This is a genomic window from Microbacterium arabinogalactanolyticum (assembly GCF_030268005.1).
Classification (GTDB): Bacteria; Actinomycetota; Actinomycetes; order Actinomycetales; family Microbacteriaceae; genus Microbacterium; species Microbacterium arabinogalactanolyticum.
Map to the genome: position 1 here is coordinate 707,390 of NZ_BRZC01000004.1, position 19,493 is coordinate 726,882.

Here is a 19,493-nt window from a genome sequence, read left to right on the forward strand (position 1 = left end):
GGGCGTGGCGTGGGCGCACCGGCTGGGGTGCGCACCTACCCTGGAGGACATGGCACGCTCTCCTTTCACTCTAGTGGCGGCGGTCACGGCCGCTCTGCCGGGGGCGGAGGTCACCGGCGCACGCGCCCTGACCTCGAACGGGGACGGGAGGTTCGACTCCGCGGTCGCCACTCTCGCCGACGGGCGCGAGCTCGTCATCCGCGCAGCATCCGACGATGCCGCCGCGCGCGAGCTCGCCGAGGAGTCCCTGGCGCTGCGTGCGCTGACTGCCGGCGCCCGCGAGATGCTGCCGTTCCAGGTGCCGACGCACATCGGCGAGACGACCGTCGGCGAAGCCCGGGCGCTGGTGACCGACCTGATGCCGGGATTCCAGATCGAAGCCGGCGACATCCCCGCCGGACGCGGTGCGGCCGTGTCGATCGGCGAGGCGATCGCCGCCGTGCATTCGCTGCCCGCGTCGGTGGTGCGGGCCGCAGGGCTCACGGTCCGCGACGCCGCGACCGTGCGCACCGAGATCCAGCAGCTGATCGACCGCGCGGCCGGAACCGGACGCGTGCCCGCCCGTCTCACGGCACGGTGGCGAGACGCGGCCGCCGATGACGAGCTGTGGCGCTTCGAGACCGCCGTCACGATGGCGGGTCTGCAGGCGCAGTCGTTCCTGTTCGAGGACGACCCGAACGATGGACCGCAGGTGACCGGGGTGATCGGCTGGCGCGGGCTGACCGTGAGCGATCCCGCCGAGGACCTGGGCTGGCTCTCCGGCGCCAGGGACGCCGCCGACGACGTGTTCGCGGCGTACGTGTCCGCGTCGTCCCGCGCGGCCGACGATGCACTGCGCGTGCGCGCCCGGCTGCACGCCGAACTGGAGTTCGCCCGCTGGCTGGTGCACGGCGACGAGCTGCGCCGCCCCGACATCGTCGACGACGCGGCGGGCTTGCTGGAGTCCCTCGCCGACGGCCTGCGCAGCGACGACCTGCGCGTTGTCGCCGCGTACACCGGCGGGGTCGACTCGGCGCTCGACGTGCTCGAGCAGACGCCCGAGACCGCTGCCAACGCGATCGACACCTCGATGCAGACCGACGCGTACCGGCCGGAGGATCTCTGGCTGGACGAGGCCGAGACGGATGAGGACGACCCTGCCGCGTCCGACGCTGAGGAGGAAGGCGGTGCCGCGGGCTCCGAGCCGTCAGACGCGGAGGGCGAGGACAGCACCTCCACCGAGCAGCACGGCTCGTGGGAGCAGGACACGCAGGACCTCGGCGAGATCAGCGGCGTGCGCGGGTCGACGCATCGCGACGGGGAGACCGGTCCGGTCCCCTCCGAGCCGGATGCGCCGAGTGACATCGACTCGGCCGAGGAGGCTCAGCGGGCCGCGCGCGCGGCGCTCCAGCGCTGGACCAACTCCGCCTCGGAGTAGATCCGGTCGCCGCGGATGACCAGGTCGTCCGCCACGTAGAACAGCGCCACGTCGATCTGATCCAGCGGCACGCCGAACCGGCGGTGGTACGCGACCCGGTAGAGGGCGAGCTGCAGCATCCGCTCCTCCTTCTCCTGCGCGGTGCGCGGCGCACGGCCTGTCTTCCAGTCGACGATCTCGATGCGACCGCCGCGATCCTCGCGGCGGTAGACGGCGTCGAGCTTGCAGATCACGATGTGGCCCGTCCCCGCGCCCTGCGGCGCGGAGCCGCTCGAGGCGTCGGCGCCGAAGGCGAAGTCGATCTCGATCTCCACCGCGATCGGCTGCAGCGCCGCCCACTCGCTGCGCTCGAAGATCTCACGGAGGGCGGTCAGCGCCTGCTCGTCATCGCCGCTCACCGCGACCATGCCCGAGGTCTCAGGCGCATCCTCGTCGAGCTCCCACAGCGCGCTCTCGGCGGACCCCGCGCCGACGAGGCCGGAGCGGTGCTCCACCCAGGCGTGGAAGAGCGTGCCGATCCTGGTCTGCGTGTAGGGACGCTCAGGCATCGGACGCCCGAGATCGCGCAGGGTGCCGCGGTAATCAGTGACCCAGTCCTTGAACCGCGAGGCGGGCACGCGGGTGGGCGCGTCACCCCCGGTACCGCTCAGGCGCTCCGCGCGCTCGGCGAGCAGACGCTCGAGCTGCGGGGTGGGCTCGGGAGCCTCGCCATCCATCGCCGCGCGCACCAGACCCGCCGCCTCGGTGACGCGGGCGCGTCTGCCCCCGAGGGGATCGAGGGGCCACGCCGCGGTCATGCCCGGTCCCTCATACGGGTTGTCCTCGGGATCCACGTCGCCGATCGGGTCGAGGCCGAGCACGTCGATCGCGTCCCGCAGATAGGGGCTGGCCTTGCGGGGCCTGGTCTGGCCGGCCCAGTGCGCTCCCGAGAGCAGCAGGTCCTGCCGAGCCCTGGTCACGGCGACATAGGCGAGCCGGCGCTCCTCCTGCTGCTGGTAGTCGCGGTACTCGTTCTTGAACCGGCGCAGCGCACCACCGTGCGGGAACGCCTTGGTGACGCCCGCCGCCAGCGCGTCCAGCGCGGCCTTGTGCCGCTTCGCGGGAACGTCGCCGGCAGCATCCATCTCCGCCTGCGGATCCCAGCGGAACATGGGAAGGGCGTCGCGATCGCCACGCAGTGCGAACGGGACCACGCCGAACCCGAACCAGCCGGACGTGTCGCTCACCCGGCCGGGCAGCTCGTCCTCGACCAGGCGCACCACGGCGACGGCATCCCACTCCAGGCCCTTGGAGCCGTGGATCGTGAGCAGCTGCACGACCCCGGGCTCGGGCGGCTCGGGCCTGGGCATGAGCTCGTCGGTGCTCTCGGCCTTGTCCAGCCAGGCGAGCAGGCTGCCGATCGTGCCGCGGTCATCGGCGCTGAGGAACGCGCGCACCTCGTCGGTGAACGCGCGCAGCTGAGTCGCGGCGACGCGGGCAGGACCTCTCGTCTCGTTCGCGGCGAGCTCGATGTCCAGCCGCAGCTCCAGTTCGATGAGACGGAGCAGCTCGGGGATCGGCAGCCCCGCCGACCGGCGCAGCCGCTCCAGGATCTCCCCCGCGGCGCGCAGCCTCGACCTCCCCTCCGGCGTGATCCCGGCGATGAGGCGGTAGTCGTCGGGGGCGGCACGGAGGAAGTCGACCGCGTCGACGATCGAGACCGCCTCGTCCGCGCCGCGCGAGGAGCGCAGCCGCTGCTGCACCTCGTCGGAGAGGGGGCTGAGGTCGGCGTCCCGTCCGGCGAGCGCGGATGCCAGATCGTACAGCGCCGCCATGTCGGCGACGCCGATCGCGAAGCGCGGTCCCACCAGCATCCGGATCAGCGCAGAGCCGGCCGTGGGGTCGTGGATGACCCGCAGCATGGAGACGACGTCGACCACCTCAGGGGTGGAGAGCAGTCCGCCGAGGCCCAGGATGCGGTGCGGGATGCCGCGGCGCGCGAGCGCGCCGGCGAAGGTCTGCATGTGCCGCTTGGAGCGGAACAGGATCGCCCCGGTGTGCGCGCGATCGGCCCCGGATGCCGCATGCTCCGCCCTGCGCTGCTCGAACCACGCGCTCACCTGCTCGGCCTCGTCGTCGACCGTGTGCGGGAAGAGCACCTCGACCCGGCCTGCACCGGCACCCGGCCGCGGCTCGAGTGCGGGCACGTCGAGTCCGGGGCGCTTGAGCGGCTCCAGGATCCGGTTGGCGACGTCGAGGATGGTGCTGTCGTTGCGCCAGCTGGTCATCAGGCTGTAGGTGGTCGCAGACCGCTCCTCGGCGAACGCCCGACCGAAGGCGTACAGGTTGTCGGCGCTCGCGCCCCGCCAGCCGTAGATGGACTGATGCGGATCGCCGACAGCCATCACCGCGCTGTCGCGGAACAGCGCCGCGAGGAAGCGGGTCTGGATGACCGAGGTGTCCTGGTACTCGTCGAGCAGCACGATGCGGTGCTGCTCGCGCAGCTCCGCGCGCACATCGGGGGCGGTCTCGACGATGTCGAAGGCGCCGCCGACCTGATCGGCGAAGTCGAGCACGCCACGGCGCTCCTTCTCGGCGATGTACTCCCGCACCAGGCGCACCAGCACCGGCATGCTCAGCAGATTGAGCGCCGCCGTGTCCACGTCGCGATTGCTGCGGTACGGCTCGAAGGCCGCGGCCCGCTCCACGGCGATGCGCTCGACGGCATCCAGGTCGACACGATGGTCGAGCACCTCCGCGGCGAGCTTCTGCACGGCGTCGATCACCGTGCCGAGCGCGCGGTCGATGTCCTCCAGCCCTGGAAGGTCGGCCCGGAGCACGACGGCGCGGGCGATCAGCCAGGATGCCGACTGGCTGAGCATCGCGGCCTCGGGGTCGCGCCCGATGCGGGCGGCGTGCTCGCGGACGATGCCGTCGGCGAAGGCGTTGTAGGTGGAGACCCGCGGGCGGATCAGCAGATCCTCCGCCGAGCGGGGCGTGCGCGGATCCCAGCCGGTGTCGTGCCGCGCGGCCAGCTCGTCGAGCACCTGGATGCGCACCGCGTCGCGCTGCGCGCCGGGCACGGCGTCGTGCACGCGGCGCAGCGCGTCCGTCGCGACGATCTCCGGCAGGTGCGGGAGCAGGCCGCGCCGGCCGAAGTGGTCGATGGTCTCCAGACGGGCGCCGATGCGCTCGGCGAGCTCGCCGGCCGCCTTGCGCGTGAACGTGAGGCCGAGCACCTCGTCCGGGCGCACGTGCCCGTTGGCGACGAGCCAGACGACCCGGCCTGACATGGTCTCGGTCTTGCCGCTGCCGGCCCCCGCCACGACCAGCGCCGGCGTCGGCGGGGCCTGGATGACGAGCTGCTGCGCCTCGGTGGGGACGGGCAGTCCGAGGGCGAGCGCGATGACCTCGGCGGAGATGGCGGACGGAGCCGTCCAGTCGGCGGCCGCGCTCACGCGCTCACCGCCGGGACCGTGTGGATGTGGCACGGAGTCACCCGGACGAGCGTGTCGGCGCAGTGCGCCTCCACCTGGGCGGTGAAGCTGCTGGCGGCCATGCCGCGCCCCGCCTCGGAGACGCGGTGCAGGAACGCGGCCCTGGCCTCGTCGTCGAGGGTGTGCTGGTGGGCCACCCGATAGTCCGCCTTCCCCACGGTCTTGGACACGATCACCAGGCGCGCTCCGGTGAGGGCCGCGGGCGGGGCGCCCTCGATCAGTCCCTGCTGCACGGCGATCTGATAGGCGGCGAGCTGGGCGTGCTCGCGCACGTTCGCCTCGGTGTCGGGCTCGTACTTCCCTGTCTTCAGGTCGACCACGACCACCCGCTCACCGTCCTGGCCATCGCTCATCCGATCCCACTTCTGCCCCCGTGCGGCATCGTGCTCACCGGCACCGGACGGGTACACCTCGACGCGGTCGATGACGCCGCTCACCACCGCGCGCGGCGGGATGCCGCCCTCCGGCGCCGCTGTCGGCCGCGGCGCGCCCGCGTCGTCGCCATCCTCGAGCCGGGAGCCGGACACGTCCGGACCCTCGGCATCCGGCAGCACCTGCTCGGTGTCCAGATCCACGGCGAACCGGAATTTCGCCTCAGCGCCCACGACCCGTCCACCGTCGCGAGCGGTCTCGCCCAGGTACGAGTGCAGCCGCTGCACGTACAGATCCGCGCGGCGGCGCTCCTTCCGGCCGATCCACTCGGTCTCGAAGTCCAGCTCCGGCCAGTGCTCGTCGACGATCGCCGTCATCGCGGCCAGGTCGCCGTCCGGCGCCTTCTCCATCGCCTCGTGGACGATCGTGCCGATCCCGGCCGAGGGCGGGGCGACCGTGTCTCCGCCGAGCGCGGAGACGACCCAGTTCAGGCCGCACTCCTCGAAGGCCTCGAGCCTCGACGGAGACACCTTCACCGGCGCCGCCGCGAGGTCGCGCAGCGGCGCCGCACTCGACACGGAGGTCACGCCGTACCAGTCATCGGGAGACGCCCCGGGCACGCCCGCATCGGCGAGCAGGCGCAGCTGCCCGGCGGCCGCGGCGCGCTCGGCTGGATCGGAAGCGGTCGTCAGCGTGCGCCGATGCCGTGCCACCAGCCCGCGCAACGTGAGCGGGTGCGCGAACCGCTGCTCCTCGGCCTCCGCCGGCGGCGGTGCGGGAAGGAACGAGAAGAACGGACTGGGCGTCATGTCGTCGTCGTCCACTCCGGAGACCACGAGCCGTGTGCGCGCCCGCGACAGCGCACGCACGAACAGGCGCAGCTCGTCATGCAGCGCGGCACGCCGGCGGTCCAGCACGCCGGGCACCACCTCGGGGTGGCCCTCCCGCGTGGCGGCGAGCCACTCCCCCAGACGCCAGGTCTCCAGCATCCCGCCGCGCAGGCGCACGTTCGGCCAGATGCCGTCCTGCACGCCGGCGACCACCACCGCCTCGAACTCCGCACCGAGGGCCGACGCCGGGGTCATGAGCGTGACCAGGCCGGGCCGGTCGGGAGTGGAGAGCGTGTCCTCGGGCACCTCGCTGTCGAGGATGTCGCGGATGAACAGCGCGGGCTTCTCCTGCGGCGAGCGCTCCACGAACCGCTTGGCCGCGTCGAACAGCGCCACCAGGCTGTCCAACGCGCGCGCGATCTCGGCCCCGCCGGGCTGATCGGCGGCCGCACGCCAGGCGGTCTGCAGCGACGTGCCGCCGATGGAGCGGGCGCGATCCCACACCCGCCAGAGCAGCTCGTGGATGGTCTCGCCCGCGACGCCTGCAGCCTCCAGCTGGGCGAGCGTCTCGGCGAAGCGCTGCGCGACGCGGGCCTCGGGCGCGTCGACGCGATCGAACAGGTGCGGGAACTGCAGCGCCTCTCGCAGCAGCTCCCGCGCGGGCGTGGATCCGCCGCCGGCGAGCTCCACGTGCCGGAGCCGCGCACGAAGGCGCCGCAGCCCCACGGCATCCAGCCCGCCGAACGGCGAGACGAGGGCCTCGGCGAGCAGGTCCGACGGGCGATCGGCAGCGGGTGTCAGCCCCAGCCGCACGATCTCGACGATCTCGCGCACCGTGCCGTCGCTGCCCAGCGGACGCGGCACGCCTGCGGCCCGAGTGGGCACCTCGCGCGCCGCGAGCTCGGCTTCGAGCATGACGATCTGCCTGGTGTCGTGGGCGATGACGGCCATGTCCGTCCACGCGATGCCGTCGCTGAGATGCCAGTCGCGCAGCGTGGCGGCGATCCGGTCGATCTCCTCGTGCGGCGACGGGGCGATGAGGGTGCGGACGCCGTCACCCGCCACCTCTCCGGGTGCGCGACGGTGATCCACGCGGCCGGCGACGCCGATCGCCTGCGTGACGGTTCTGGTCAGCGCGGTCAGCGCCGGGCTCTGCCGATGCGCGGTGTCGAGCACGTGCACGTCACCGAGCACCTGCGCCAGCTCGGCGAACAGCTGGGGGCTCGCGCCGCGGAACGCGCCGGACGAGATGTCGGGGTCGCCGAACGCGAAAACGGCCACGCCGCGCTCGCGCAACGCCCGCACCAGGCGGATGCCACCGCGGGTGAGCTCCTGCGCGTCGTCGATGAGCACGGTGCGCAGGGCGGCGAGGGGGCCCAGGGACGCCGGATCCGCCGTGCCCAGGATGCCCGTCGCCTCGGACAGCAGCTCGGGGATGTCGCGATGGGCGACACGCATGCCGTCCATCACCTCGCGGTACTCGGCGAGGAAGTCCGCCGCCGCCTGCCACACCTCGCGGCCGGAGTCCTCCAGCTCGCCCGGCCGCACGCCCAGTTCGGTGCACTCGGCCAGGAACGCGCGCAGCTCGGAGCGGAAGCCCTTCGACGCACGGACGGCCGGGCTGAGGGTCTCGGGCCAGCGGCGCGCGTCGTCCTCGGCGTCGCCCGCGAGGAGGTCGGCGAGGATGCGGTCCTGGTCTGCGCCGGTGAGCAGCGCGGGTGGATCCTGCCCCTCGCGCACCATGGCGCCGCGGACGAGCTGGAAGGCGAATGACCCCAGCGAGCGCACCAGCGGCCCAGGCGTCGCCTGGTCGATCCGCACGCCCACCCGGTCGCGCAGTGCGGTGGCCGCCTGGCGGCTCGGCGTGATCACGAGCAGCTCCTCGGGGAGCAGCGCACCGTCGAGCAGGCGCACGACGCGGTCCACGAGCGCGGCGGTCTTACCCGTGCCCGGTGCGCCGATCACGACGCCGGATGCCGTGGGGTCGGCATGCACGACGACGTGCTGAGCGGCATCCGGGATCATGTCCTCCACGCTAGCGGCGGGTGCCGACAGCGTCGGTCCATCGCGCTGTGCGCCCAGGGCGAAATCGGCGCTGCCGCCGGGCTCGGCGCCCGGGCCAGCGGGTAGAGTCGACCGTGTTCGCAGACATCTGAGGAGATCGCGTGGAAATCCGCATCGGCATCGTCAACACCGGTCGTGAGCTGAGCTTCGAGACCAGCACCAGCGCCGACGAGATTCGCTCGCAGGTGGCCGGAGCGCTCGAGCAGAACGCCAGCCACCTGAGCTTCACGGATGCGAAGGGCAGCTCGTACATCGTCCCCACCGCGAACCTCGCCTACATCGAGCTGGGCACCGAGGAGTCGCGCCGCGTCGGCTTCGTCGCCTGACATGTACATCCTGCTCGCGCTGATCGCCGCCTGCTCGCTGGGCATCGGGCTGCACTTCGTGCTGCCGAAGCGCGATCTGCGCGGGGTCGCGGTGACACCCGGCATCGCGACCGCCGCCGCCGTGGCGATCTACACGATCCTGCAGTGGTCGGGCGTCGCCGAGACCAGCGCGTGGCTGTGGTTCGCGAGCCTGGGCGGCGGGCTGCTGCTGGCCGCCCTTCTGACCGTCGCGATCAGCGCGGTGCGCTCACGCCGAGATGCAGAGGCGAAGCAGGCGCTCGGCATCTGACGCCACGAGGGCGGACGCTACGAGGCGAGTCCCATCGCATCCATGCGGCGCGCGTGCGCACCCATCAGCTCGGTGTAGACCGGCTCGATGCGGCTGTCGTCGGCCTCCAGGCGACCGGGGCGCAGCGCGTCCCTGCACACCAGCAGCGTGTCGCCGACCAGGCGGCGTCCCCACATCGACAGCAGTGAGCGCCACTCGTGGTCGCTCTCGATGGTCTCGCGGATGATCGCGACGATCTCGTCGCCGGCATCCGGCTGACGCAGGATCTCCGCGACCTGCTCCCCGGTGCGGCCGTAGCTGGAGGCCAGCGCCAGGTAGAAGTCGTCCAGCATTCCGGCGGTGAGGTGGACCGCGAGCAGCGTCTCCTCCTGGCGGACGCCGATGGTCTTGCGGCGGAAGGCGTCGAGGTTCTCCCGGAACGGCAGCATCACCTCGGTGGGGTCCTCGCCCTGCTCGGCGATGACCTTCACGATCCCGCGGTGCTTGTCGAGCGCCGCTCCCGCGGCGCGGGACAGCGCCTCCTTGCGGGCGAGGGACTGCGTGCCGCGGATGCTGCGGCTGAGCGTCTCGAAGTAGCCCAGCTGCAGATAGGCGGCCTGTCCGAGGAAGCGATTCAGCTCGGGCGCCAGCTCGGCGAAGTCCACGCGCTGCGCGCCGCCGTCGTCGCCCCTGCTGCGCAGGGTGAGCGTGCGTCGCTGCGGCTTGCGCTTCCAGAACCAGTTGACCACCCGCCCAGACTACCGGCCGCGGTGCCGGAGCCTGCGGAGGAACGGACACGCCTCCGGTAGGCTGTTCCTGTCCTGCCATCGGAGCAGGACCCCGCGCCTGTGGCAGCAGTTGACGGCGTGGATCACAACGAGGCGCCGCTCGCACGGCAGACCGCCGCGCACGCGCCGGACAGGCAAAGACAGACGTGACATCATTCGCTGATCTCGGAATCGATCAGGACATCCTCGACGCACTCGCCGCGAAGGGCATCGTCGACGCGTTCCCGATCCAGGAGCAGACCATCCCCCTCGGCCTCCCCGGCCAGGACATCATCGGCCAGGCCAAGACCGGCACCGGCAAGACCTTCGGCTTCGGCATCCCGGTGGTGCAGCGCCTGGGTCAGGACCCGGAGCCCGGCGTCAAGGCGCTGATCGTCGTCCCCACCCGCGAGCTCGCGGTGCAGGTGTACGAGGACATCGACATGCTGACCTCGAACCGCTCCACCAGCGTGGTCGCCATCTACGGCGGCAAGGCCTACGAGGGTCAGATCGACCAGCTCAAGGCCGGGGCGCAGATCGTCGTCGGCACGCCGGGTCGTCTGATCGACCTGGCCAACCAGCGTCTGCTCGACCTGTCGCACGCGACCGAGGTCGTGCTCGACGAGGCCGACAAGATGCTCGACCTCGGCTTCCTGGCCGACATCGAGAAGATCTTCTCCAAGGTGCCGGCCGTGCGACACACCCAGCTGTTCTCGGCGACCATGCCCGGCCCGATCGTGGCACTGGCCCGCCGGTTCATGACGAACCCCATCCACATCCGCGCGAACGACCCCGACGAGGGTCTCACGCAGGCGAACATCAAGCACATCGTCTACCGCGCCCACTCACTGGACAAGGACGAGGTCATCGCCCGCATCCTGCAGGCCGAGGGTCGCGGCAAGACCGTGATCTTCACGCGCACCAAGCGCGCCGCGCAGAAGCTGGTCGACGAGCTCGGCGACCGCGGCTTCAACGTCGGCGGCGTGCACGGCGACATGGGCCAGGAGCAGCGCGAGCGCTCGATGGCGGCGTTCAAGGCGGGCAAGCGCGACGTGCTGGTCGCCACCGACGTCGCCGCCCGCGGCATCGACGTCGACGACGTGACGCACGTCATCAACCACACCATCCCGGACGAGGAGAAGACGTACCTGCACCGCGCCGGCCGCACCGGCCGCGCAGGCAAGACCGGCATCGCGGTCACGTTCGTCGACTGGGAGGACCTGCACAAGTGGGCCCTGATCAACCGTGCGCTGGACTTCGGTCAGCCCGAGCCGGTCGAGACCTACTCGTCGAGCCCGCACCTCTACACCGACCTGAACATCCCCGAGGGCACCAAGGGCCGCCTGCGCACCGCGCCGAAGGCCGAGAAGGCTCCGTCGGAGCGTCGCCAGCGCCAGCCGCAGAAGGCTGCGGAGGTTGCTGCCGAGGGCACCGATGACGGCACCACCCGTCGCCGCCGTCGCCGCCGTCGCGGCTCGGGCGGCGACCAGGTCGGAGCGACCTTCGCCGAAGGCGCCGAGACCACGGCATCCGCTCCTGCGGAGAGCACCCCCGCCACAGGCCGCGACGCGGACGGCGCCGGCACTCACGACGGCGATGCCACCAACGAGCACCGGGACGGCAAGTCCGCCCCGCAGCGCCGTCGCCGTCGCCGCCGCTCCGGCGGTGCCGCGCCCACCGGCGCCTGACGATCACTCACGCAGCAGCCGCGCGTCCCGATCCGGGGCGCGCGGCTGCTCCGCTTCCAGGGTGCAGCGCGCTGACGTGCTTCCCTGTCAGGAGCGCCGCGGCGGTGTGCCCGTGCCGCGGGCGATGATCCGGGCGACCATCTCGTCGGAGGTCGTGTTCTCTCCGGGGAGGTTCGGCTTGCCCGCGCCGTGGTAGTCGCTGGAGCCGGTGATGATGAGGTCGTGCCGCGCCGCGATCTCACGTAGCGCTCGCTTGCCGTCCTCGGTGTTCTCGCGGTGGTCGATCTCGAGTCCGCCGAGCCCCTCCGCGACGAGCCGGTCGAAGAACGAGACCGGCATCATCCGATCCCGGCCGGAGGTCGCCGGGTGCGCGATCACCGGCACTCCCCCGGCGCGGGTGATCAGCCGCACCACGGTGAGCGGGTCCGGCGCGTAGTGCGGTTCGTAGTAACCGGCACGCGGATGCAGGATGCCGTCGAACGCCTCCGTGCGATCGCGGACGATCCCGCGCGCCACCAGGGCGTCGGCGATGTGCGGGCGGCCGACCGTGGCATCCGGCGTGGTCTGCAGCAGCACATCGTCCCAGCTCAGCTCGTAGTCGCGGGCGATGCTGCGGACGATCCTCTCGGCGCGACCGACGCGGTCCTCGCGGATCCGCTCGGTCTCGGCGACCAGCGCCGGATCGGTCGGATCGAACAGGTAGCCCAGCACGTGCACGCTGCGCCATTCGTGCCGGGAGGAGAACTCGATGCCGGGGATGAACGTCATCCCCAGCGCGACCGCGGCGTCGCCCGCCTCCTGCCAGCCCGTGGTGCGATCGTGGTCGGTCAGGGCGACGGTGCGGATGCCATGGGCGTGGGCCGCCCGCACGACGTCAGCCGGGGATTCCGTGCCGTCGGAGTGGTTCGAATGCAGGTGCAGGTCACTCGGACCGGAGACGGTGGAGTGGGCGCCCTGGGTCATCCTCCGAGCGTACCGCCAGGGGTGTCACAGCAAGATTCGCCTAGGCTTTCGGACGATGCTACGTCTGGTCGGAATCCTCATCACCGTGCTGTTCGCGATCGCGACGGCGGTGCTCGTGTGGCCGCAGTTCTTCCACCTGGAGGACACGTTCCCGATCGCCCAGATCATCGCCTCCCGCGCTCTGGTCATCGGTGCGTTCCTGGTCGTCGCGGTGCTCGCGCTCCTTCTGCTCATCGCGAGGCCGCTGCGCGGCTTCGCGGCGTCGATCCTCATCGTCGCGCTGCTCGGCGCCGGGGCGACCGGGCTGGTCGGGGCGATGCGCGGCGTCGGCACCGGCATACTGCCGGCGAAGACGGATGCCGCGCTGCGCGTGCTCACCTGGAACACCAACGGCGCGGCCGTGTCCGCCGAGCAGATCGCGAAGGTCATCGAGGAGCAGCAGGTCGATGTCGTGGCGCTGCCGGAGACCTCGGAGAAGGTCGGCGAGCGCATCGCTCTGATGATGCGTCAGGCGGGGAACCCGATGTGGGTGCACAACGTGAACATCCGCCCCGACGTGTCCAATGGGCCGCAGGCGTGGCAGACCACGATCCTCATCTCCGCGAAGCTCGGGAACTACTCGGTGATCGAGTCCTCCCGTGACGGTTCCAGCAACACCGGCTCGGTGCCGAGCGTCGTGGCGATGCCGGTGGACGGCAAGGGTCCGACGATCGTGGCCGTGCACGCGGTCGCCCCGCGCGAGAAGGCCATGAGCCGCTGGAAGTCGGATCTGGCGTGGATCGCCGATCAGTGCCCCGCCGGGGATTTCATCCTCGCGGGCGACTTCAACTCGACCCTCGACCACATGGCGTCCTTCGGTGACGACGGCGGGACCATGGGGCGCTGCCGCGATGTCGCCAGCAGCACCGGGAACGGGATGCTGGGCACCTGGCCCGCGAGCGTGCCGGCACTGCTCGGTGCGCCGATCGACCACATCATGGCGAGCGAGAACTGGCGAGCCACCGGATCCGAGGTGCTCGAGGACGCCGGCGGCAGCGACCACCGCGCGCTGGTCGCCCAGCTGGAGCCGGTCTCGCCGTGACCTCGGACCGCGCGTGACCTCCGGCGGCGCCGGAGCACGAAGCGGGCTCCCTGCGTCGATGAGACAATGGAGCACATGACCAGCGCTGAGAACGACACCGTCGTCGAGACCCCGACCGACGCTCCCAAGGACGCCAACAGCTCCCGCAAGCAGCCCTTCCCGCAGGGCTTCCTCGACACCATCTCGACCGGGTGGGCAGACCGCCCCGAGTCGCTGCCCGCCGCGCGCGCCCAGGCGCCCTACGCAACCGCCCGCCGCGACGCCGTGTCGAAGGCCTTCCCCGGCAAGCGCCTGGTCGTCCCGGCCGGCTCGCTCAAGCAGCGCAGCAACGACACCGACTACCCGTTCCGCGCGCACTCGGCGTTCCTGCACCTGACCGGCTGGGAGAACGAGGCCGAGCCCGACTCCATGCTGGTGTTCGAGCCGACGGACGACGGACACGAGGTGACGCTGTACTTCCGTGAGCGCGCCGACCGCACCACCAGCGAGTTCTACTCGGATGCCACGATCGGCGAGTTCTGGATCGGCCCGCGGCCCTCGCTCGCCGGCGTCGCCGCCGACCTGGCCGTGGCCACCGCGCACATCGACGCCTTCAGTGCCGGCGACGACGACCTGGTCGTGGACGCGGACGACGAGCTGACGCGCTTCGTCTCCGAGCTCCGCCTGGTGAAGGACGAGTTCGAGATCGCCGAGATGCGTCGCGCGGTGGCCGTCACGGCATCCGGGTTCGAGGACGTCATCCGCGACTTCGACCGCGCCGTCGCGCACCCGCGCGGCGAGCGCATCGTCGAGGGCGTCTTCCACCAGCGCGCCCGCAGCGACGGCAACTGGGAGGGCTACGACACGATCGCGGCCTCCGGCCCGCACGCCTGCTATCTGCACTGGACGCGCAACGACGGCACCGTCGTGCCCGGTGACCTGATCCTGCTCGACGCGGGCGTCGAGGTCGACAGCCAGTACACCGCCGACATCACCCGCACACTGCCCGTGAACGGCACCTTCTCCGACGTGCAGCGCCGTGTCTACGAGGTCGTGCTGGAGGCCGCGGACGCCGCCTTCGCCGCCGCGAAGCCCGGTGTGCGCTTCCGCAGCGTGCACGAGGCCGCGATGAAGGTCATCGCCGAGCGCACGGCCGAGTGGGGTCTGCTGCCCGTGACCGCCGAGGAGGCGCTGGACGCCGACAGGGGCGGCCAGCAGCGCCGGTATATGGTGCACGGCACCTCGCACCACCTCGGGATCGATGTGCACGACTGCGCGCAGGCGCGCCGCGAGATGTACTACGACGGCATCCTCGAGGCCGGCATGGTCTTCACGATCGAGCCGGGACTGTACTTCCAGATCGACGATCTCACGGTTCCCGAGGAGCTGCGCGGCATCGGCGTGCGCATCGAGGACGACATCCTGATGACCGAGGACGGTCCCGTCAACCTCTCCGCCGACATCCCGCGCACCGTCGCCGATGTCGAGGCGTGGATCGCGCGGCTGAAGCGCTGAACCGACACGCAGCGTGACGGGACGGATGCACGACGGACAGCTGGCCGTCGACGAGGAGATCGCGGCCGAGCTGATCGCCCGTGATCTCCCGTCGTTCGCCGGGCCGGCCGTCGTGGCCGTTCCCGGCGCCGGGACGGTGAACGCGATCTTCCGCGTCGGCGACGAGGTCGCCGCACGGTTCCCGCTGGCGCCGGCCTCCGCGGAGGAGCTGTCCCGCGAGGCATCCGGTCTCGCCGCCTTCGCCGCGGCGTCGCCGGTCCCCGCGCCGGTGCCGCTCGGCATCGGCGCCGGCGCCGAGCGGTACCCGTCGGCGTGGTCGCTGCAGAGCTGGCTTCCCGGCGATGTGGCGGACCCGTTCGGCAGTGCGGATTCGGAGGCGTTCGCCGAGGATCTCGGCGCGCTGATCCTCGCGCTGCGGGCGGTGCCTGTCGGCGCCCGGGTCTTCGACGGCCGCGGACGCGGCGGCTCGACGCAGGATCATGACGAGTGGATCGCGCACTGCATCGCGCAGAGCGCGGGGCTCGTCGACGTGACCGGCGTCTCACGGGCGTGGGCGGAGCTGCGGGAGGTTCCTCAGGCCGGCGAGCATGTCATGAGCCACCGCGACCTGACGCCGCTGAACCTGCTCGTGTCGCACGGCAGGCTCACCGGGGTGCTGGACGGCGGCGACTTCGGCCCGGCGGACCGTTCTCTGGATCTGGTGTGCGCCTGGCATCTGCTCTCCGAGGGGCCGCGCCGGCGTCTGCGCGAGGTCGTCGGGGCGTCGGACGCCGAGTGGCGGCGGGGTGCCGCATGGGCGCTGCAGCAGGCCATGGGGCTGGTCTGGTACTACGAGGCCTCCAACCCCGTGATGGCGGAGCTGGGACGCAGCACCGCCTCGCGGGTGCTGAGCGATCAGGACGTTCTCGGGTGAGCGGTGCCGGGCTGATCATCTTCGACCTCGACGGCACGCTCGTCGATCAGGAGGCGGCAGTCGGGCGCTGGGCGGACGAGTTCATCCGGACATACTCGGCATCCGCAAGCCCGACCCCGGTCTGCTGATCGTGCGGCGGAGCGCATCGGCGTGCCGCTGCGCGGCTGGATGGTGGGTGACGGGCTCGAGACGGACGTCGAAGCGGGTCGCAGGGCGGGGTTGCGCACGGCGTGGATCACCGATCACCCCCGTGCGGACGCGGCAGCCGACCTCGTGGTCGGCGATGTGCCTGGCTTCGCCGCCGCGGTGCTCAGCGACTGACGGGGATGCCCGCGTCGCAGAGCGCGGCGCGAAGGCCGACCTCGCCGGTGAAGTGGTGCGTGCGGATGCCGAGTGCCTCCGCGCCGGCGAGCTTGGACGACGAGTCGTCGGTGAACAAGACCTCGGAGGCGGGCAGGTCGAGCGCGTCCAGCACATGCTGGAACGCGCGAGGGTCGGGTTTGGCGACGCCGATCTCGGCCGAGTTGAAGACCGCGTCGACGTGGGCGTCGATGCCCGAAGCACGAAGTTCGGCGCGGATCGTGTCTGTGCCGTTCGTGAGGATGGCGGTGCGGATGCCGCGTGAACGCAGTTCGTCGCCGAGCGCGAGCATTCCGGCATCCGGAACAGACGGATGACGGCCCCATTCCTCCGCCGCCTGCGGATGCGCCAGCCGCTCCCCCACGATCCGCACCCAGGCTGCCCGGCTGATGCGCCCCGTGATGACCGGATCGAGCATCTCCCGAGCGAACGCGGCGGCATGGATGCTGCCGTCGAGCAGTCCATGGCGGGCTTCGATCGCCGCCACGTGAGCCGGATCGAAACGGCGCAGCACGCCGTCCAGATCGAAGACGACGGCGCGGATCATGGATCCATCGTGCCAGTGCCGGGGCGCGCAGATGTACAAGGCCCCTTTCCGAAGCGACGGCGGCACCGTAGCTTGCTGGAGTGGAGTCCCTTCTCGAGATCGACAGCACCCGTCTCTTCGTCGACCAGCGCGGTCCCGAGGACGGGCATCCGCTGCTGTTCATCCATGGCGGACCGGGCAACCCGTGCTGGGACTTCATGGCATCGGTCGGCGATCTGTTCGCCGCCCGGGGCATCCGCATCATCGGCGTCGATCAGCGCGGCGTGCTGAGATCCGATGACCTGCCGGAGGCCGAACCGCTGACGATCGCCCTGCTGGTGCAGGACTTCGAGGGGATCCGCCGTCGGCTCGGCATCGACCGCTGGACGATCATCGGCCACTCCTCCGCCGGCGGCTATGCGCTCGAATACGCGCTGACGCACCCCGAGCACGTCAGCGGTCTGATCCTGGACTGCCCGGCGCTGGACGCCGACGCCACCGATCGGCACCGCCTCCCGAGGGCGGCAACGATGCTGGACGAGGACGGCAACGCCGATGCCGCAGAGGTGTGCCGCACGCTCGCAGGTCTGGAACGTCGCCTGACCGCGGACGACCGCACCTGGGAGGCGATGCTGCCGCTGGGCCCGCGCTACCTGGACCTCTTCTTCCACGACGCGGCCACGCGCGCACGGTACGAAGACGTGATGGAGGCGGCTCCGAAGGGCCTCGACTGGGCGAAGGGGATGTCTCACCTGGCGCTGATGGCAGAGATGTACCGCGATCGCCGGCCGTCGCTCGCGTCGCTGACCGTGCCGTCGGTGCTGATCCACGGCGAGGATGACATGGTCGCGCCGCCGGTCGTGCGCGACGCCTACCGCACGGCGACCGGAGGGGACATCGTCACGATCCCCGACGCCGGCCATTTCGCGTTCGTGGAGCAGCCGGAGGCTTACGTGGACGTCGTCACGCGATTCCTCGGGACGTTGTGACGCGCGGCCGTCGTCGGCCTCAGCAGCATGCCCGGGCGAGCCGGCGCCTTCCGACCCGACCGGGTGGTGGTCAGGCGCGCGCCTCCTCCGGGGTTGCGGCGAGCAGGCGGAGAGCTCCGTCGGGATAGACAGGAAGCTGCTCGTCGTCGTCGGCGAGGGGCCGCCAGACGACGGGAACCACACTTCCATCGCTCTCGGTCAGCGTTGCGCCGCGGAGCGCCGGCTCCGGATCGAGGCGTCCGGTGTAGACGAAGACCACCTCGTGGCCGATCACGCCGTCTACCTGGAAGATGTTCTCGATCGATCCCAGAAAACGAAGGTCGCGGATCGCGGCGGACAGCTCCTCGTCCACTTCTCGTCGAATGGCGGCTTCGTGCGTCTCGCCGAATTCGACGCCGCCGCCGATCAGCCGATGATATCCCGCGGGATTCTCAGTCGTCGGGGCGTTGAGGCTGACGGCGTGCGCAGTGCCCTCCGCATTCGGCGCGATGAGCATGGCCTTCACGCGGATGACGCTTCGATCGATCGGCATCCGATCAGGCTATCGGCAGCGCCGCCGCGACCCGATGCAGTCGAGCACTGTACTGTTCAAGGTATGTCGAGTCCCGAGTCAGACAGGTCAGGGGTTGTCGGTCCCGCCGTCAGCCCCTTGAAGCACTAGTCGTCTCGCCCACAGTCCGTGTGGGCGCGTGTCCGGCTCGCGGGGCACTGACCGCGGTGACAAGAAGAACCGTTTCTTGATCTCTCACCTCGGAGTACTCGATGCCTCTTGCTCTCTATGCCCTTGCCCTGGCCCTCTTCGTCATGGGCACTTCCGAATTCATCCTCGCCGGCCTGCTGCCCGCCATCGCGATGGATCTCGACGTCTCGATCGGCACGGCAGGCCTGCTGACCTCTGCTTTCGCGGGCGCCATGGTCATCGGTGCGCCCCTGATGGCGGCGGTCTCTCACCGCTGGCCGCCGCGCTTCACGTTGGTCGTCTGCCTTCTCCTGTTCGCGGGCTGCCACATCGTCGGGGCGTTGACGCCGGATTTCTCGCTCCTCCTCGCCACACGTGCACTCAGCGCTCTTGCGAACGCCGGCTTCCTGGCCGTCGCACTGAGCAGGGCGACGACTCTCGTCCCGGCGGATCGGAAGGGACGGGCATTGTCGATCCTGCTCTCCGGCACGACGATCGCGACGGTCGTGGGAGTGCCGGCCGGAACCCTGATCGGCACGACGCTGGGGTGGCGAGCCATGTTCTGGCTGCCCGCCGCCCTCTGCGTTCCTGCGCTGATCGGGGTCCTTCGAGGCATCACGAGCGCCGCCACAGGAGCCGGTCACGCGGTGTCACCGGGCCTCCGAGCCGAGTTCAGTCAACTGAGGCGACCGAGAGTCGTCCTCGCGATGTCGTTGGGGGCGTTGGTCAACGGGGGAACTTTCGCGGCGTTCACATTCCTCGCACCGGTCGTGACGGAGGTCGCAGGCCTGTCCGAGGGCTGGATCTCGGCCGCACTGGTGATGTTCGGCGTCGGATCATTCCTCGGCGTCGCGACCGCGGGGCGGCTGTCGGATCGACACCCCGGCGTCGTGCTCGGGCTGGGCGGACCTCTCCTGTTGGTGGGCTGGATCGCATCGGTACTGATCGCGCCCTTCCCGGTCGCACTCATCGTGCTCGTCTTCGTTCAGGGATTTCTGTCCTTCGGCGTCGGCAGCACCCTGATCGCTCAGGTGCTGCACGCAGCGTCCGGTGCGCCGACGATGGGTGGCTCCTATGCGACCGCGGCGTTGAACATCGGAGCTGCCGCCGGGCCGGTGCTCGGTGCATTCGGGTTGACGACCAGGGCGGGGCTGCTCGCCCCGTTCTGGGTCGCTGCGGTCCTGACGGGAATCGCTCTCGTCTTCCTGCTCGTCGCCGCCCGCACGCGCAAGGATGAGACGGCGGCAGCCCGGTGATCCGTTTCTCGACACCGACCGGCG

At 71.2% G+C, this 19,493-nt stretch carries 17 protein-coding genes; 11 read left to right on the forward strand and 6 right to left on the reverse strand.

All coding sequences use genetic code 11. The features are described 5' to 3' along the window. Positions 1 to 49: 49 nt before the first annotated feature. Positions 50 to 1,417: a phosphotransferase gene (locus tag MIAR_RS07830; RefSeq protein ID WP_285633785.1), complete on the forward strand. Its 1,368-nt coding sequence runs from the start codon at positions 50 to 52 to the stop codon at positions 1,415 to 1,417. On the opposite strand, the gene MIAR_RS07835 is transcribed toward MIAR_RS07830, so the two are convergent. Both MIAR_RS07835 and MIAR_RS07840 read right to left on the reverse strand, forming a co-directional pair. Next, the gene (locus tag MIAR_RS07835; protein WP_285633788.1) at positions 1,363 to 4,854 is read right to left on the reverse strand and encodes an ATP-dependent DNA helicase; all 3,492 of its coding nucleotides are present in this window, start codon (positions 4,852 to 4,854) and stop codon (positions 1,363 to 1,365) included. The two genes, MIAR_RS07830 and MIAR_RS07835, sit on opposite strands and share 55 nt — an antisense overlap. Next, the gene (locus tag MIAR_RS07840; protein ID WP_285633791.1) at positions 4,851 to 8,120 is read right to left on the reverse strand and encodes an ATP-dependent helicase; all 3,270 of its coding nucleotides are present in this window, start codon (positions 8,118 to 8,120) and stop codon (positions 4,851 to 4,853) included. Before MIAR_RS07840 ends, MIAR_RS07835 begins: the two co-directional genes overlap by 4 nt. Before the next feature lie 140 nt (positions 8,121 to 8,260). Here MIAR_RS07840 and MIAR_RS07845 point away from each other — a divergent pair, with 140 nt between their 5' ends. Both MIAR_RS07845 and MIAR_RS07850 read left to right on the forward strand, forming a co-directional pair. Continuing rightward, complete coding sequence (locus tag MIAR_RS07845) at positions 8,261 to 8,485, forward strand: DUF3107 domain-containing protein (RefSeq protein ID WP_285633794.1); 225 nt, start codon at positions 8,261 to 8,263, stop codon at positions 8,483 to 8,485. 1 nt (position 8,486) lies between these two features. Beyond that, positions 8,487 to 8,774, forward strand: a complete 288-nt coding sequence (locus MIAR_RS07850; RefSeq protein WP_285633797.1) for a hypothetical protein — start codon at positions 8,487 to 8,489, stop codon at positions 8,772 to 8,774. 17 nt (positions 8,775 to 8,791) lie between these two features. Here MIAR_RS07850 and MIAR_RS07855 read toward each other — a convergent pair whose 3' ends face one another. Beyond that, the gene (locus MIAR_RS07855) at positions 8,792 to 9,502 is read right to left on the reverse strand and encodes a ferritin-like fold-containing protein (protein ID WP_285633800.1); all 711 of its coding nucleotides are present in this window, start codon (positions 9,500 to 9,502) and stop codon (positions 8,792 to 8,794) included. 185 nt (positions 9,503 to 9,687) lie between these two features. Here MIAR_RS07855 and MIAR_RS07860 point away from each other — a divergent pair, with 185 nt between their 5' ends. Then, entirely contained in the window at positions 9,688 to 11,208 is a 1,521-nt protein-coding gene (locus tag MIAR_RS07860; RefSeq protein WP_285633803.1) for a DEAD/DEAH box helicase, read from the forward strand. A gap of 87 nt (positions 11,209 to 11,295) precedes the next feature. Here the strand turns inward: MIAR_RS07860 and MIAR_RS07865 are convergent, their stop codons facing one another. Then, positions 11,296 to 12,171 carry a PHP domain-containing protein gene (locus MIAR_RS07865; protein ID WP_285633806.1) on the reverse strand — a complete coding sequence of 292 codons (876 nt, stop codon included), beginning with the start codon at positions 12,169 to 12,171 and terminating at the stop codon, positions 11,296 to 11,298. Positions 12,172 to 12,226: 55 nt separating this feature from the next. Between MIAR_RS07865 and MIAR_RS07870 the strand changes: the two genes are divergently transcribed. The 5 genes from MIAR_RS07870 to MIAR_RS07890 all read left to right on the forward strand — a co-directional run bounded on the left by MIAR_RS07870 (position 12,227) and on the right by MIAR_RS07890 (position 15,980). Next, a complete protein-coding gene (locus MIAR_RS07870) occupies positions 12,227 to 13,252 on the forward strand; it encodes an endonuclease/exonuclease/phosphatase family protein (RefSeq protein WP_285633809.1) in 1,026 nt (341 codons plus the stop codon). 75 nt (positions 13,253 to 13,327) lie between these two features. Further along, the gene (locus MIAR_RS07875) at positions 13,328 to 14,746 is read left to right on the forward strand and encodes an aminopeptidase P family protein (protein WP_285633812.1); all 1,419 of its coding nucleotides are present in this window, start codon (positions 13,328 to 13,330) and stop codon (positions 14,744 to 14,746) included. Positions 14,747 to 14,771: 25 nt separating this feature from the next. Continuing rightward, a complete protein-coding gene (locus MIAR_RS07880; protein WP_285633815.1) occupies positions 14,772 to 15,659 on the forward strand; it encodes a phosphotransferase in 888 nt (295 codons plus the stop codon). Next, complete coding sequence (locus tag MIAR_RS07885) at positions 15,656 to 15,787, forward strand: hypothetical protein (protein WP_285633818.1); 132 nt, start codon at positions 15,656 to 15,658, stop codon at positions 15,785 to 15,787. The genes MIAR_RS07880 and MIAR_RS07885 overlap by 4 nt, the downstream gene beginning before the upstream one ends. Before the next feature lie 22 nt (positions 15,788 to 15,809). Continuing rightward, on the forward strand, positions 15,810 to 15,980 hold the full coding sequence (locus MIAR_RS07890; protein ID WP_285633821.1) for an HAD hydrolase-like protein: 171 nt from the start codon (positions 15,810 to 15,812) through the stop codon (positions 15,978 to 15,980). Here MIAR_RS07890 and MIAR_RS07895 read toward each other — a convergent pair. Next, positions 15,970 to 16,566, reverse strand: coding sequence for an HAD family hydrolase (locus tag MIAR_RS07895; RefSeq protein ID WP_285633824.1), 597 nt, complete (start codon positions 16,564 to 16,566; stop codon positions 15,970 to 15,972). The two genes, MIAR_RS07890 and MIAR_RS07895, sit on opposite strands and share 11 nt — an antisense overlap. Positions 16,567 to 16,646: 80 nt before the next feature. On the opposite strand from MIAR_RS07895, the gene MIAR_RS07900 reads away from it, so the two are divergent. Beyond that, the gene (locus MIAR_RS07900; RefSeq protein ID WP_285633827.1) at positions 16,647 to 17,534 is read left to right on the forward strand and encodes an alpha/beta fold hydrolase; all 888 of its coding nucleotides are present in this window, start codon (positions 16,647 to 16,649) and stop codon (positions 17,532 to 17,534) included. Between the two features lie 70 nt (positions 17,535 to 17,604). Here MIAR_RS07900 and MIAR_RS07905 read toward each other — a convergent pair whose 3' ends face one another. Further along, complete coding sequence (locus MIAR_RS07905) at positions 17,605 to 18,066, reverse strand: NUDIX domain-containing protein (RefSeq protein ID WP_285633830.1); 462 nt, start codon at positions 18,064 to 18,066, stop codon at positions 17,605 to 17,607. A 230-nt stretch (positions 18,067 to 18,296) separates the two neighbouring features. Between MIAR_RS07905 and MIAR_RS07910 the strand changes: the two genes are divergently transcribed. Further along, entirely contained in the window at positions 18,297 to 19,469 is a 1,173-nt protein-coding gene (locus MIAR_RS07910; protein ID WP_285633833.1) for a Cmx/CmrA family chloramphenicol efflux MFS transporter, read from the forward strand. The last annotated feature ends 24 nt before the right edge of the window (positions 19,470 to 19,493 follow it).